Raw genomic sequence first — 15571 nt, forward strand, 5'->3', positions numbered from 1 at the left:
TTATGCTTTACGATGATGATCGAGCATCCAGCCTTTATATTGAAGCCCAAAAGGCTTTAGCAGCGGTTGCTTAGTTTGGTTGATTGCCAAGTCTATTTTCTCGGCAATCAACCAAAATTCAATCCACGAGCTCCATAAGCATGTCGGCCAATTTTTTCGGCTCCGTGAGCATGGCATCGTGCCCCGTAGCGATCTCCCGATACTGCCAGTTGAGCTTGTGGTCGCTTCGCACCTTTTCACTCATCTCCTTCATAATGGGAAGTTGTGGATCCGTGCATGCGATATAGACCAAGGGTAATCCATTGCCATATGGATTTTTTAGGTGCAGCCGCTGGGCGAATGTACCAAAGGGTTGTGGGCTGAGCCTATCCTTGACCCAGGCGACCATGCTGGGTGCTGTAACACCAAACAAAGCAACATCAAAAGGAGCGAAATTTTCTTTGCGCTGAATGTTTTTGAGCTGAACTTCTTGCACAGCCTTGGGTTGCAACGAAATGGGGCTCTGGCCATCTTCAATAATCATAGCGTCTAGAAAAATCAATTTGTGCAATCGTGACGGAATGCGATCGGCAACTCCGGCAATCACGGCACCGGCATAGCTGTGCCCCACGAGATACACATCATGCAGATCTTCCATCTCGATCAGGTTGACAATGTCCTGGATATGGGTGTCAATATTGACCGACGGCTCGATCAGATGTTTACGCTCGCCCAGTCCGGTCAGCGTAGGAGCGTAGACCTTGTAGTGTGCATCAGTTAGCCTTTGTGCGACGTCTTGCCAGCACCAGCCGCCATGCCAGGCGCCATGCACCAGCACATAGGTCGGGCGATGACCTTGGTTTTGTGCGTAGCCGGATAGGATACCGCCTAATAGCAGGAGCAGCAGAAATAAAGTTCTCAGTTGTTTCATTTTTTTATAATTTTATACTGTTTTTTAATACCTGACAAAGGTATAGGCAAGCTTTTGTCCACACAATAACTCATCCTGAAGTGAGTGGCTGTAAATTGATATTTAAAATGGCAACACCCCGAAAAGAACAATCGACCAATACGGAAAATCTGCAGACGTTGGCACAGGCATGCGATGTGAACGAAGTATTGCTACAAATAGCACTGCGTTGGAAAATGCAGATTTTATATTGTATTGCAGAGGACGTATCGCAATTCAGTACCTTAAAAAAAATGTTTCCAACACTTTCAGATCAGGTCCTGAGCAAACGTTTAAAGGAGCTGAAAGAAGAAGCGCTTGTCGTTACCGAAGATATTGAAAATACCATACCTCCTCAGATTCGTTATAGCCCAACAGCAAAAGGTAAAGAACTGCTGAAGATTATCCTTGATCTGCACCACTGGGGGCTAAAATGGAAAATCACAGGCAATGACTATTGCCAACTGAATGTGGTAAGCGGAAAGCTATAAGGATCACTCTTGTTAACCCTATTTATATCTCATGGAATCACTCTTTAGTGCCTGGAAAACGAGCAGAAAGGCCTACCTCAAGTTCTTCGAAAATTATTCATTGGAACAGCTCAATCGCATTCCCGACGGCTTCAGCAACAACCTCATATGGAATATCGGGCATATCATTGCCACACAGCATAAATTGATTTATATTGGATCTGATGTTGCAGGACACATTCCCGAGGAAGTCTTTTTAAACTACCAGTCCGGAACAAAGCCTACTGCACCTGTAGCGCAACAGGAAGCCGACTTGCTGAAAAGATTGCTCCTTGAACAGATAGAACCGACGATCAGTGATTTTAACAACAACAAATTTGTGACCTACCATGAACGTACTACGGGGACGGGCTTTCATCTCACTTCGATATACGATGCCTTCGAATGGAATAATTTTCATGAAGGGCTGCATCTAGGTTATATGATGAGCATCAGAAAGTTTATTGTGTAGCTATACGCATAGAAGATTAAGGTACATCCTGCTTTGATTCATTAAACAAGTGAATTATTGCGTAATCCCAATATGATGACCAATGTTTATCTGAAAGATAGGCTCAACATTTTGCAATTGACTAAACGCCTGCTTCGAGAGCGTCTCATTTGATCCCACAGATTGCTCCCTTAGCGCTGTATATTTCTGTAATATAAAAAATACGAAAACGTTGTAGTTAAATTACGAAAACGTTGTAGTTAAATTTTGTCTGCTCTGTTTTTTGGAAGTTTCTGGTACAATTTCATACCCAACCACCTACTCATATTGATTTTTTATATTGAAAATCGTGTTATTGAGACAAAATAGCACTTTTTTGATACGATCGAGTCCTGTTTTTCTAAGGGCTATTCTTCACTTTTACAGTTAAAATCCCTTAACACGAGGGAGCCAATTATAAAATTTATAAATCACCTAAAGTGAATATTTCTTTATGGGAAACAATTGTAAACTAAAACAAAATCGCTTTTGTCGCTTTGGAACTGGCAAATGGATGCCCTGTTCCTGCCTGCTCTGTCTAGTCTCGCTGGCTGCTCCTGCAATGTCGTTAAAAGCCAATGTGCCCTCCGATTCAATGGTTAGCCTTGAGGTACAAAACCGCGAAATTACCGGTAAGATATCTGATAGCAATGACCAGCCGCTAGCAGCAGTGACGGTCAATGTACCCGGCAGTAACATCAGTGCCGCGTCAAAAGCTGATGGTACCTATGCTATTTCGGTACCCCTGGATGCAAAAAAACTGGTATTCAAGCTGCTGGGCTACAAGAGCCAGGAAATTGACCTGACGCCGGCCAAGGTCTACAATGTGCAGTTAACATCCGCCACCGGCGAGCTGGATGAAGTGGTCGTGGTGGGCTATGGCACCATGCGCAAAAAGGATCTGACGGGCTCGGTATTGCAGATCCATCCGGATCGCATTGCCAATGAAAACCCCAAAACCGTACAGGATATCCTCCGTGGTTCGGCAGGGATGAATATCGGCTATGATGCCTCCGCAAAAGGCGGTGGCTCCATTGAGGTGCGTGGTAAGCGTTCGGTTTACGATAGCAACAGCGGGCACAATAATCCGCTGCTGGTACTTGACGGGATGATTTTCTATGGTGAGCTTTCTGAAATCAACCCGGATGATATCGAGCAGATCGACATCTTAAAGGATGCCTCTGCGGCGGCTATCTACGGGTCCAAGGCTGCAAGTGGTGTCATTATCATCAGTACCAAAAAGGGCAAACAGGGCAAGCCGACCATCAATATGACCATGAATGCGGGCGCTACCCAACTGAGCGAATACCGCAAAAGATTCAGTCCGGAAGCTTATATGCAGCATCGGGAAGACTGGTATACCAAGAATACCTATGGCATCGATCCGACGACGGGGATCTATGGGGCCTATCAAACGCGTGACGACAACGGAAACCTCACCGTGCCCTATGGCTTTTACCTCAATCCCGGCCAATTGCCCTCATCCTTATCGCTCGATGCCTGGCGCGCGCAGTCGACCAATCAGAATGGCGAATCTGACCAGAGTATCTGGGGCCGCCGATTGGGCCTGCAGGGAAATGCACTGCAGAACTTTCTGGACGGAAAAACGGTAGATTGGGCCGACCATACTTTTCGCACGGGTTTCAACCAGGATTATAACGCCAGTGTCAGTGGTGCCAGCGATAGGGTCAACTATTACCTATCCATGGGGTACCTCAAAAATGAGGGTACCGTCGTCAGCGATACATACAAGGCTGCCCGCGCCAATATGAAAATCAATGCACATGTAACCAACTGGCTGGAATTGGGCGCGAATGTGAATTTTCAGGACCGCTCCGACGGAAACATCGATATCGATATGGATCAGACACTGCGCAATAGCCCTTACGCCGATTATGCCGATGCCAACGGCAACCCCCTGCAATATCCACTCAGCGAGCAGTTCAGCCAGCGCGGTTATAACTATGATTTTCAGAAGAAATATCTCGAGCTGGACAAAGGGTATACGGTATTTAATTCCATTTTCAATGCGAAAATTAAACTGCCTTTTAACATAACCTATTCCTTCAACGCGTCGCCGCGCCTGCAGTATTTCCACGACCGCTATTTTATGTCGGCCGAGCTCCCCGGATCTAATCCCGCCGATCGTGGGGCAAACCGCGAGCAGACCAAACGCTTCGACTGGTCGCTCAACAATACCATCAGTTGGGAACAGACCTTTGCGGACAAGCATCGACTGATGCTGACTTTGGTGCAGGAAGCCGAGGAGCAGCAATCCTGGAGAGACCGCATTGAGGCCCGTAATATCTTACCTTCGGATGCACTGGGCTTTCACAATACCGAAAATGGCTCGAAGGAAAACAGCAGCTTCGATAGCTACGACACGCACCAGACAGCGGATGCCTTATTGGCCCGTTTATTCTATTCTTACGACGATCGCTATATGCTTACGGCTTCCATCCGGCGGGATGGCTACTCGGCCTTTGGTACCTCCAATCCGTATGCGACCTTTCCTTCGTTGGCCCTGGCCTGGAACTTTACCAAAGAGAAGTTCTTTAAATGGACCGATGTGATGGATTATGGGAAATTGCGTGTTTCATACGGTAAAAATGGCAATCGACAGCTTGCTGATCCCAACCTGGCACTTGCCAACCTGTATTCAGGCAGCGGCAAAATGCATGGTTACCTCAATTCGGCCGGCGAACTCCTCCAGTATCGGTACCTGATGGTAGACCGCCTGGCCAATCCCAATCTGCAATGGGAAAAGACCACCGCATGGAATTTTGGCCTCGACTTCGGCTTCTTAAAGAACCGGATTTCGGGTACACTGGAATACTACCTGATGCAGACCCACGATATGATCATGGAGCAAAAGCTGCCCAATTTTACAGGATTTAGCCGCATCACCACCAACTTGGGGCAAGTGGACAACAAGGGAATTGAACTGACTTTAAATACTGTCAACCTCAAAAAGGAAACGCTGCAATGGTCCACCACCTTCAGTTTCTCGTATAATAAGAACCAGATTGTGCATCTGTATAAGAATTACGAAGACGTGCTGGATGCCAATGGGAACGTGGTCGGCAGCAAGGAAATGGACGAGATTTCGAATGGCTGGTTTATCGGTCAGCCCATCGGGACGATATGGGACTATCGTGTGACAGGCATATGGCAGGCCAATGAAGCTGCCGACGCGGCCAAATATGGGCAGGCACCCGGTGACCCCAAAGTGGCCAATGTGTATACAGCAGATGATGTGGTCAATGCCAATGGTACAAAACCGGTGTACAACAATAACGACAAGGTCTTTTTGGGACAGACCGATCCGCGTTTCCGCTGGTCGATGCGTAATGAACTGACTTTATGGAAAGACCTTAGCTTTTCGTTTAATATCTATTCGTATATGGGGCACAAAAGCCTGTCGGGCAATTACCTGAACAACGACGATGATGGCGGACGGATGGCTTATGGACTGGCTAACCTGCCAGCGAAGGAATACTGGACGCCAGATAACCCCACAGATCGCTATGGCCGTATTGAGGCCAAAGGACCCATCGGGGCCGAGGGTGCACAGCGGCTTTACGACCGTTCTTTCATCCGCCTCGACAATATTTCTGTAGGCTATACGCTGCCAACGGCATTTACATCCAAATATCACTTGAACCGGGTGAAGCTGTATGGTACCGTGCGCAATGTGGCCACCTGGACCAAAGAATGGGAGTATGGTGATCCGGAGACGGGTTCCTGGGCTTCACGGGTGTTTACCTTCGGTGTGAATTTATCTTTATAACCTGATTAATTTGATCGCTATGAACTTGACAATAAATAAATCCAGATCCCGTAACAGGGGGATCGTCATCCTACTTGCTGCTGCGCTGGCCATAAGTAGCTGTTCGAAAGAATTTCTACAGCCTGACCCACTGTCTATCTATCTGCCCAATGAGACCTTTAATACCGAGTCTGGCCTGCTGTCGGCCATGGCTATCTGTGACCGCCACCTCAAGGGGTATTGGGCCACGGATCATAATGAGATGCTGACCCTCGGTACGGAATACATCTTCTCCGAACTGATGGTGGCCAGCAATACAGACAAACGCAGCATGATGGCGGATGTGGCCAATATGCTCACCCCGACAAGCGACAACTCCAGCCTACAGAACCTAGACCGCTCCAATAGTATGTGGTACCTGTGGGAGGAAACTTATAAAGGCATCAGTTATGCCAACACCATTATCAAATATGTGGATCAGGTGCAGACCTTGAGCGAACAGGATAAAAATGCCTACAAAGGGCGGGCATATTTTCACCGTGCATTCCGGTATATGGCCTTGGTCTTTGAATACGGCGATGTCCCTTTGGTCACGACCATTATCGATGTGCCCAAACAAAATTACCGGAGCACCAAACGTGACGCCATTCTGCAGATGATTACCAAAGACCTAGAATTTGCCGTACAATGGGTGCCCGACCAGAAAAATATGAGCCTGATCGGCATGATCAACAAAGGTGCCTGCCGGATGTTGCTGGCCAAATGTTATCTGGCCCTGGGAGCGTATCAGAAAGCCAAGGAACAGACTGATATTCTGATTGATCAATCGGGTTATGCGCTGATGACCGAAAGCTTCGGAACGTTCAATGATGGGGGCGAGGCGCAGACCTGGCCCATCACGCGTAACGTCATCTGGGATATGCACCGTCCTGAAAACAAATTGATTCCGGCCAACCGCGAGGTGATCATGGGGATGCCCAACAGGGGTGCCGATGCGGAGTCTTTTGTGAAAATGCTGACCATGCGGATCTTATATCCCTTTGTGTTTGACACCCGTATACAGACAACGGATGGTAAACAGGCTTTGTTGAACATCAAACGCAACAGTGGGGATTATAATGCAAAATATGACTATATGCGCGCTTTTGGCCGCGGTATCGCGACTTTCCGGCCAACATCTTTCCAATCGAAGGGGGTATGGGCTGTAAACGGTAAGCAAGATGAAGGTGATCTGCGCCACAGCGCCAAAGTGGGAAACTGGCTGCGGATGGAAGACTACAAGGTAAACAATAAGGCTTCAAAGGATTTTGGGAAGCCGGTCACGCTGAAAGATCCCGAAACGGGTAAACTCCTTTGTAGCGACTCCATCCGCCGCTGGTATGATGTGCCACACTATAAATTTTTCCTGGATGATCCCGTTAGTGAGGCTAATATCAGTGGTTCGGACGGTTCACGCGGGGCCACCAATGGTAGTGTTGCCGACTGGTACCTGTATCGCCTGGCCGAGGCTTACCTCTTGCGCGCCGAAGCTAAATATTATATCAACCCAGCCGATGGAACGATCAAAGACGACCTAAACGCCGTGCGCCAGCGCGCAAAATGTACCGAACTGTATCAGGGAACAGTGAGCATTGGGGATATCATGAACGAAAGGGCCCGCGAACTCTACTGGGAGGAATGGCGCAATGTGGAACTAAAAAGGGTATCGCTCTGCCTGGCACGCAGTGGTAGACCTGATGAATGGGGAAATGTATACAATCTGGACAATTTCGACAAACAGAGTGGTACCGATGCGATCGGTGGAAGCTACTGGTATCAGCGTATCGTGCATTATAGCTTATATAATAAAGGAATCATTCATGTCAATGCAACGGGTCTAAGTGATATCAAGTATACCATGGACAAAAAGAATATGTACTGGCCGATTCCAAATGTGGCGATTACTTCCAACATTAAAGGCCAGTTAAAGCAAAATTATGGTTACGACGGTTATAATCCCGCTACTCCGGTATGGGATAAATGGGAGGATGCCGTTGCGGATGAAGCAACAGCAGACTAGTCCTGTCGATGCTCCTGAACCGATCCGCTCTCTTGAGATCGGTGCAGGATTTTTTTAAACACAGTAATTTAAAACATAAAATGATTTGGTATGATAAAGAAAATCCTTTTGTTTTTATTGGTGCTTCCTGTTCACTATCTAATGGCACAGGCCGATCTGGCAAATTTTCCGGCTGCTGCGGACCCCAAGGAAGTAGGACACCGCATTGCACATCGTTTCATTGCAGGCAAGCATATGTTGCACGCAGGGAAATGGATCAGTTATCCGGAGACGTTTTATTGGACGGGTGCTATTAACTATGCACACTTAACCGGTGATGAGGAGTTGATGCAGGCCATGAAAGACCGCTTCTCGAAATTAACGGCAAGCGAGCAGCAGCTGCTGCCCATTAAAAATCACGTCGACTTAAATATGTTCGGGAGTCTTCCGTTGCGGCTTTATCAGCTGACCAAAGATAGAAGCTACCTGGACCTTGGCTTGCCCTACGCCGATACGCAATGGGAGTTGCCACAAAATGCCAGTCAGGCCGAAAAGGACTGGGCACAAAAAGGATACTCCTGGCAGACCCGCCTCTGGATTGACGATATGTACATGATTACGATCGTACAAACTGCCGCGTTTAAAGCGACCGGTGAATCGAAATATCTCGATCGCGCAGCCAAAGAAATGGTGTTTTATCTGGATGAATTACAGCGCCCCAACGGGTTGTTTTATCATGCACCAGATGTGCCTTATTACTGGGGCCGTGGTAACGGATGGATGGCAGCTGGCATGACCGAGTTACTGCATATGCTCCCACAGGATCACGCGGACCGACCCCGTATATTGAAGGGCTACCGTACGATGATGAAGAGTCTGAAGCAACAGCAGCGCAAAAGTGGGATGTGGAATCAGCTGATCGACGAGGCCGACTGCTGGGCCGAAACATCCGGGTCGGCTATGTTTACCTATGCAATCATTTCGGGTGTAAAACAGGGTTGGCTCGATGCAAAACAGTATGGTCCTGTGGCCCGTCGTGCCTGGCTGGCGCTGGTCAACTATGTGGACGATCAAGGCGCGGTGTCAGAGATCTGCGTGGGCACCAATAAAAAGAATGATAAACAGTATTATTATGATCGTCCCCGCCACAGCGGCGATTACCACGGTCAAGCGGCCTATATGTGGTGCGTCAATGCGCTGCTGGAAGGAAAGGAGTAGATAGGGTCTTATTTTTAAGTGTTAGGAGATAATAACATATTTTAGCTTCTGATTATTGTTTTGTAATGGAAGGCCCTTAACGTTGCTAATTACGGGTTCAGAATGGTATTTAAGGCGATGATTACCGGCTCAGAAAGGCGCTTAAGTGGATAATTACCGATTAGGAATGGTATTTAAGGCGATGATGGCATTTCCTTCGACGCGGACTTACGAAGTTGTCCTCCGAAACTATGTGTTTACGGTTTTTTTCTGTCGGGCGATTTTGTAATCGTGCGAAAGGTTAAAGCAAGGGCCAGTACTCGAAATATAAAAATGGCGGAATCCCTCTCATGGGTTCCGCCATTTTCTAAGGGACTAAAACGTCAATAAACCCAATGTTAAACTGGCGGTATAGCGCGACTGCCCTTTTTCAATGGTCCCCAAAGGGCTGGAAAGGGCCGTCTCCACACTGCCGGATCCCTTGAGATAGAGCTGATTGTTGTTCTTTCCGAGGTTGGCAAGCCGGTATTGGATACTTAAGGCATTGGTCACCCGGTCTTGTACCAGATACTGGTAGATGGGCAGCGCAATGCTGTTGGCGACAAAATTGCTCGAATAGCTTTTATCGGTATAGTTCCACTCATTTTTTACCGCGAAATTGTAGTTGGAGGCCAGGTCAATGACCCAGCGTGATACGGCTTTGTTAAAACGGAGGCCAATATCCATGCGATCGATAATTTCCTTGCTCTGCGGTAGGGCATAGCGGTTGTCCCAACCTGAATAACTCAGTGAAGCCTTGGCAAACCAGTCGGAACGGTAGGAGCTTGTTTCTTTGGCCAAAAGATAGGCCAAGGAGGCCTGACTGCGGACCGCTGTATTCAGTGTGCCTTCAAAGATGGTCTCGTAGCTGCGATCTTCGCTACGTTGCAACTGCTGGTATTCGGTATTGGAAATGTCCCGGTACAACAGGTTCAGATCGAAATGATGATTGTAGACCCCACGTTTGAGGTCTAGGGCTGAGGACAGGCTGTACTGATCGGAACGATGCCTACCTGCTTGCATGGGGTAGGTAACTCCATCGCTGACCTTTTCGTCGTGGCGCAGGTAGCCTCCCGACAGCAACCAGCGCAGTGAACCGGCTTCATAGCGGTAACTCAGTTCTGTGCCATAGGCGTTTGTGATATACGTGCGGTACGCGTCACTGGTCATCAGGACTGGTGCGGCGCTCATATATTCCCCGAGACCCAATCGCTTGTACAGGTTGTACTGCTGATTTTCATTTGCGCGCGTTATTTTCAGATCATTTTTGTCGTGCTGATAAATCGCCGCCAGGCCGAGCTGATGGCGCGGGCTGATTTTGTAGGTAATATTTGGCGCCAGCCGGATTTTATTTTCCGTATCCAGGGAGCGCGGGTCCATTTGCCTTGCGCCGATAGCGACCTGATAGCCGAGGTCAAAACCGGCCCGCATTTTACCGCTGGCAAAACTTGGGCTCGCGATTTTCAGGCCCATATTGTAAAACTGCTTGTTCCAGTCGCCCTTCAGCGAATCGACGATCTGGTAGGGATTGTCCGTAAAGGGATTGATCAGGCTGCTGTAGGCAAGTTGCTTCTCTTTCAGGGTTTTAAAATCAAAGCTTCCGTAAAGGGTCCAGTCTCCGGCCCGCTGGAATTTTTCAGCGGAGAACTGCAGGCCCTGTTTTGATTTGCCAGTAAAGGGATGCCTAAAATCTCCGCCTTCGTAGAAGTAGCCTAATTCCGTGTTGCCCACAGCCGGTAGATTGAGCTCCGCCAGAAAGGCGCTGGTATGGAGTTTCAGCAGGCGCTCTTTTTCTTTGGCGTAGCTGAGGGTTGTATTTTCCTGGGCATGCAGCTGCACGAAGCTGGCCGCAAATGCCAGGGAAAAAATATATTTTATATTCATGATGCTCCTGCTTATTTGGAATAACTTTTAGGACTGGGGGTATCGTTGATGCTAAAGTCGGCGGATGAATTGTTGGTATCCATCAGCACTTTAACGCCATTGATCTCTTCCCTTACTTTTCGGACCACCGATTTTCCTGTGCCGGCACCACCGCCCACAAAGGCTACTCCGGCGTCAATATTGCCCGGCAGGCGTTTCTTGTCCAGTGTGATGGTACTGTTGGCGACACAGTCTATGCCGTCGATCACCTTGTCAACCGGTACTTTTACATAGCGTGTGGAAGCTGTCGCTCCGGGCTCGGTAACGGTTTCATAGCCGGTATAATCATCGGGTGAAAGGATGACGAGTCCGGACCCATTGACGCCGGGCAGCCAGTCGAATAGGGTTAGCGAAGAGCTGTGGATCAGTGTCACATTGGGTACATCGGGCGAGTCGGTGTCGTTGGTATTTCCCGGTGGATTGAAATAGGTTTCGAAATCTGCTATTCCTGCGCCCAGGTCCGTTGGTGCATTCGGATTGCCATTGGGATCTGTTTTGTGATTGATGCCGTCGACAGCGATAACTAGGGATTTGCCCGGTGGCACGGGATGGTGCACACCGGCGCTACCCGGAATGGTCCAAAGGGAGGCCAGGTATATGTTTTGTTGATCCTCGATGAATTTCGTGGCAACGGATGATCCTGCTTTCGTGGCTCCGAAAGAGAGGCCGCCGGCATAGAGGGTGTCGGTCGAGTTGTTGTAGATCTCGACAAAACCGTCATACAGATAGGAGGCATTGTTGGGTGTCCTGCTGCCGGTATAGTAAAACTCTTTGATCACAAATCCACCGACGGCACCGCCGCTCAGCTGGATTTGTGTTTTTCCGGACTCCTGGATACGTAGGGAGGCAACGGTGGCATTCAGAAAGGCCTTGCCTTCACGTCCGATAATGGTCAGGCTCTCGGTTTCGGTGATCTCCCGGCTGGCCGTGACAGTATAGATGCCGGGTAGGATATCATGTAGGTCAACCTCGCCCTTGCCATTGCTGGTAAATTGAGTGGTTTGTCCTGTAAATGTATTCTTAAGTGTCACCGCTGCCCCCTGGGCAAAGAGCTCCTTATAGGTGCCCGGATAACGCAGGGTGAGGGTATAGGAAAGTGTATTTACCGGCGCGAAATCTTTGCGGCAGCCGCTCAATAGAGCCAGTAACGCGATCAGGTAGATATAACAGCTAATTTTCTTCATTTTATTAGAATTTAATAGACAGTTCGGTCCCAAAAAAGATATCTATATTCCGTTTTGTGAACTGCTCGGGGTAGCGTGTACTCTTTACCAATGGTCTATTGTTGATGAAATTATTGGTGTAGAACGAGAAGCCCATATTCCTGGCGAATTCCTTTGTAAGTTTCATATTGAACAACCAGAGGGGTTTCCAGCTTTCAGTCCGGAAGGTGCCCTCATTCAGGCTCAGGTAGATATCCCGGTCTACGGCGGTAATCTGCTGGCGTTCGGCTTCTGAAAAATAGGTAATGGCCATCGGCTGGTCCGCACCCAAGGGGATGTAACCTATGGGCAGGCTCGAAAAGTCTACATTGCGTTCTTTGTCGATCCAGATGGTCTGCGCGGTCAGGGTCAGGATAAACCGCAGTTCGGGAATATGGTGTATCGCCCGTAAGGTGGTCACAAAGCGCTCGGCATCTGTGCCACGGGGTGCAAATACCCCGATACGGGTCATGGGCTTGTTGGGTACCTCCTGCGCGAGGATATAGGGTGTCGTAGTCGTTGACTTGGTGGACTGGTAGGCGCCTGTCAGCTGAAAGGAGGTACGGATGGCGTCAAAACGCCCCATGTCCAGGTCAAACTCGGCTCCCTTATTGATGATCTGCCGGCCATTGGTCGGGGTGGCATAGCTAAATACATACGGGGTATTGGTCACATCGTCGCTCAGAATCGGTTTACCGCCCGGTACTTCCTGCTGTACGGTATAGGTCGGGATAAGCGCATAGTGCAGGTTGTTCAGCGTGGTCATGTAATCGTAGGCATTGTCGATTTTATCATGGTACCCAGTAATGCTGAGGCGCTGGGTTTTCCCGATTTTCCAATCGATGCCGATTTCCTTTTTGTGCGACTTGGCCAGTTTAAGTTGTTTATTTCCTGTTTCGTAGACGCGTGTGCTCATCAGCGCAAGTGCCTCATTGGGGTCCTGTTTGTAGTAATTTAAACTGAACACGTCGAAATAGGCATTTTCGGGATAGAGCAGGTTCAGTGTCGGCGCCTTGCTGGCGATACCATAGCCGGCACGCAGGCTGAACGAGGGCAGGAGGTCATAGCTCACATTGATCCGTGGGGACAGTGCGGCTTTGTTGTCGCTGCGGAAGGGCTGCAGCTGATCCATTCGCAGACCTGCTTGAATGGACAATTCGCGCTCGCCAAAGCGGGCGGTCATGCGGTCCTCGGCGTATGCGCCAAGCTGATTTAATGCCGGTACATCCCGATAGGCCCGGGCGCGATAACCGTTCATGTCCCGGGTACGGTAGGGGAAGTTCGGATCGAACGTCTTCCCGGCACCGGTATTGACATCCATGCGGTAGTCTGCACCGACAAGCAGACGGTGGCTGAAAAGACCGGTCTTGGCGTAAAACTCATCCGATAGCTTGGCAAATAGATTGATTGGCTGTCCTTCTACCCAGGCTTTATTGGTATAGCTTGCAGGTAAATAGGGGACTTCAAATGTACCATCGCTGTAGGAGTTTCCAACGGCAGAGATACCCGAAGTTCCGGAATTCTCGAGGTAGGATTTTTGGAGTGCGTAGTTTAACGACAGGGTATAATTTAACTGGCGGGCCAGCGCTTTGTTGAGCTTCCATTTTCCGTTAGTGGCAAAGCGGTAGCTGTATTCCTGCGACTTGTTGCGCTGGGGTACCGCATTGGCATCGGGATCAACTTTGACATTGTCCAGGTTGCTGCCAAAGGAAAAATAGGTATTGGTATAGAGGGGCTTGTCCTGACCAAATGTTTTGGTATACTGCGCCGATCCGGTCAGCCGGTTGTAGGCGGAGTAAGCCGAGATCTCCTTGTCCCGGGCGCGGGTGTAGTCCAGATCAACGAATAGGGTACCGCGGTTGCGGCCCAGGTCAAAACCCTGTCCGGCCCAGAACTGGGTCAGTTTGGGGTTGATACGCCCTTTTACCTGCAGCTCTTCCTTACCGGCTTTGGTCTGCACAAGAATGGCACCGGAGGTCATGTCTCCGTATTCAACACCGGCAATGCCGCGGATGACTTCGACGGATTCGATATTGTCGGCGGTATATTGCCGCATATCTGCACCTAGTCCCTGTGAAGTGGAGAAAGCACCGCTTGAACCACTGGATCCCGAGGTGCCCGTGATGATGCCGGCGGAGCCTAGGGACTGCAAATTGGCATTGTTGGATATCGGGGCGCCATTGATAATCAGGGATGTCCCGAGCGAACTCATATAATCGGACGATCGGTTGCTGCGGTCGGTATTCCCTACATTTCGGATACCGGCCTTGTTTACATTGGTAAAATCTGGATTGATGGTAATTGCACCCGGAAGCAATTGCAGCACTTCCCCGAGGCTGGTTGCCTGCATATGTTCAATGGCTTTTCGGTTGATGATGGTCGAGGTGGCACCTTCCTTTCGGTTTTCCTGGGCGACAACGACCACATCCGCTAGCGCGATTGAATTCTCTTCCATTGCAAGGGCAATGGGCTGCTTGCCGGTAGTCACGGATTGTTCAATGCTTCGCATGCCTAAATAGCTGACAACAAGGGTGTAATGTCCCGTTGGCATGCGCGGAAAGCTAAAGTATCCCTTGTCATCGGTCTTGGAGTACAGGCCCAGTTCCCGGATCTGTACAGTCGCTCCCTTGACTGCTTTGCCGCTTGCTTTTTCAGTAATGACACCGCGGACCTCTAGCTCCTGCAAAGCACGTTCGGTGGATGCCGGGAGCGTGATGGCGCTAACGGCCAGGGGCGCGGTGGATAAGGTTAGCAGGGCAAAGAACAGAACGGAGCGTTGCCGTATCAGGGCTGTGTCGTTATTTCCCATGGCTATGTCCCATATTTTCGGGGTTAATCATGATATGTGCTTTGTACGATCCTTCGTCCATTAACCAGGGAATACCTGGTACGCCGGGTTTGCTGGATAGGCCGATATCTGCGGCCTTGGCATAGGGGACATAGATCACATAACGCCGCTGTGCGCCTTCAATTTCTCCGCTGCTATTGTCCAATTTGGCCAATGGTCCCCAGTAACCGTAGAGGATGGTCGGACCTTGCGGAATGGTTAATTTGCCGGCTTTGTGCTCCGCTTCCCGGATTTCATCGCGCTGCTTGCGTTTGCCTTCCGCGATTAATTCTCGGCCTCGAGCCATAAAAGGATCCAGGCTTTTGGGGTAGGCATAGGCATAAAGTACGGATAATTTATAGTCGGGGGCGAGGCAGATCAGATTGTTGGAAGCTGTGCCTTCCTGTAGGGTGACAAATTCTCCTTTTTCATTGTAACCAAGTACTTTGGCGCCTTCACGCTGGTCGGCCGGAGCGGCCTGTAAGGCGATTTTTATCTGTAGATCTTTTGCGAGCGGACTGCGTTGGGCTTGTTGCCCGAATACGGACAGGCTACCCCAGCTGAGCGCCAGGGCGAGGATAAGGTGTTTCATAGGTATTCGATTAATGCTGTTAATGATTAATTGTTTTTGCTTGTTGATGGCATTATG

At 49.3% G+C, this 15571-nt stretch carries 10 protein-coding genes; 5 read left to right on the top strand and 5 right to left on the bottom strand.

The features are described from left to right. Positions 1 to 118: 118 nt before the first annotated feature. Positions 119 to 910, bottom strand: a complete 792-nt coding sequence (locus OGI71_RS03855) for an alpha/beta hydrolase family protein (RefSeq protein WP_282253984.1) — start codon at positions 908 to 910, stop codon at positions 119 to 121. A gap of 107 nt (positions 911 to 1017) precedes the next feature. On the opposite strand from OGI71_RS03855, the gene OGI71_RS03860 reads away from it, so the two are divergent. The 5 genes from OGI71_RS03860 (at position 1018) to OGI71_RS03880 (ending at position 8952) form a co-directional block, all read left to right on the top strand. After that, positions 1018 to 1419 carry a helix-turn-helix domain-containing protein gene (locus tag OGI71_RS03860; RefSeq protein WP_282253986.1) on the top strand — a complete coding sequence of 134 codons (402 nt, stop codon included), beginning with the start codon at positions 1018 to 1020 and terminating at the stop codon, positions 1417 to 1419. A 31-nt stretch (positions 1420 to 1450) separates the two neighbouring features. Next, a complete protein-coding gene (locus OGI71_RS03865; protein ID WP_282253987.1) occupies positions 1451 to 1909 on the top strand; it encodes a DinB family protein in 459 nt (152 codons plus the stop codon). Between the two features lie 472 nt (positions 1910 to 2381). Further along, on the top strand, positions 2382 to 5717 hold the full coding sequence (locus OGI71_RS03870; RefSeq protein WP_282253989.1) for a SusC/RagA family TonB-linked outer membrane protein: 3336 nt from the start codon (positions 2382 to 2384) through the stop codon (positions 5715 to 5717). Positions 5718 to 5736: 19 nt separating this feature from the next. After that, the gene (locus OGI71_RS03875; protein ID WP_282253990.1) at positions 5737 to 7755 is read left to right on the top strand and encodes a RagB/SusD family nutrient uptake outer membrane protein; all 2019 of its coding nucleotides are present in this window, start codon (positions 5737 to 5739) and stop codon (positions 7753 to 7755) included. A gap of 90 nt (positions 7756 to 7845) precedes the next feature. Continuing rightward, positions 7846 to 8952, top strand: coding sequence for a glycoside hydrolase family 88 protein (locus OGI71_RS03880; RefSeq protein ID WP_282253991.1), 1107 nt, complete (start codon positions 7846 to 7848; stop codon positions 8950 to 8952). Positions 8953 to 9306: 354 nt separating this feature from the next. On the opposite strand, the gene OGI71_RS03885 is transcribed toward OGI71_RS03880, so the two are convergent. The 4 genes from OGI71_RS03885 to OGI71_RS03900 are packed head-to-tail and all read right to left on the bottom strand — an operon-like array spanning position 9307 to position 15514. Next, positions 9307 to 10854 carry a DUF6850 family outer membrane beta-barrel protein gene (locus OGI71_RS03885; RefSeq protein WP_282253992.1) on the bottom strand — a complete coding sequence of 516 codons (1548 nt, stop codon included), beginning with the start codon at positions 10852 to 10854 and terminating at the stop codon, positions 9307 to 9309. 11 nt (positions 10855 to 10865) lie between these two features. Next, positions 10866 to 12077: a DUF4876 domain-containing protein gene (locus tag OGI71_RS03890; RefSeq protein WP_282253993.1), complete on the bottom strand. Its 1212-nt coding sequence runs from the start codon at positions 12075 to 12077 to the stop codon at positions 10866 to 10868. 4 nt (positions 12078 to 12081) lie between these two features. Further along, the gene (locus OGI71_RS03895; RefSeq protein ID WP_282253994.1) at positions 12082 to 14904 is read right to left on the bottom strand and encodes a TonB-dependent receptor; all 2823 of its coding nucleotides are present in this window, start codon (positions 14902 to 14904) and stop codon (positions 12082 to 12084) included. Then, on the bottom strand, positions 14894 to 15514 hold the full coding sequence (locus OGI71_RS03900; protein ID WP_282253995.1) for a hypothetical protein: 621 nt from the start codon (positions 15512 to 15514) through the stop codon (positions 14894 to 14896). The genes OGI71_RS03895 and OGI71_RS03900 overlap by 11 nt, the downstream gene beginning before the upstream one ends. Positions 15515 to 15571 lie beyond the last annotated feature (57 nt).

The organism is Sphingobacterium sp. ML3W, assembly GCF_029542085.1.
Taxonomy (GTDB): domain Bacteria; phylum Bacteroidota; class Bacteroidia; order Sphingobacteriales; family Sphingobacteriaceae; genus Sphingobacterium.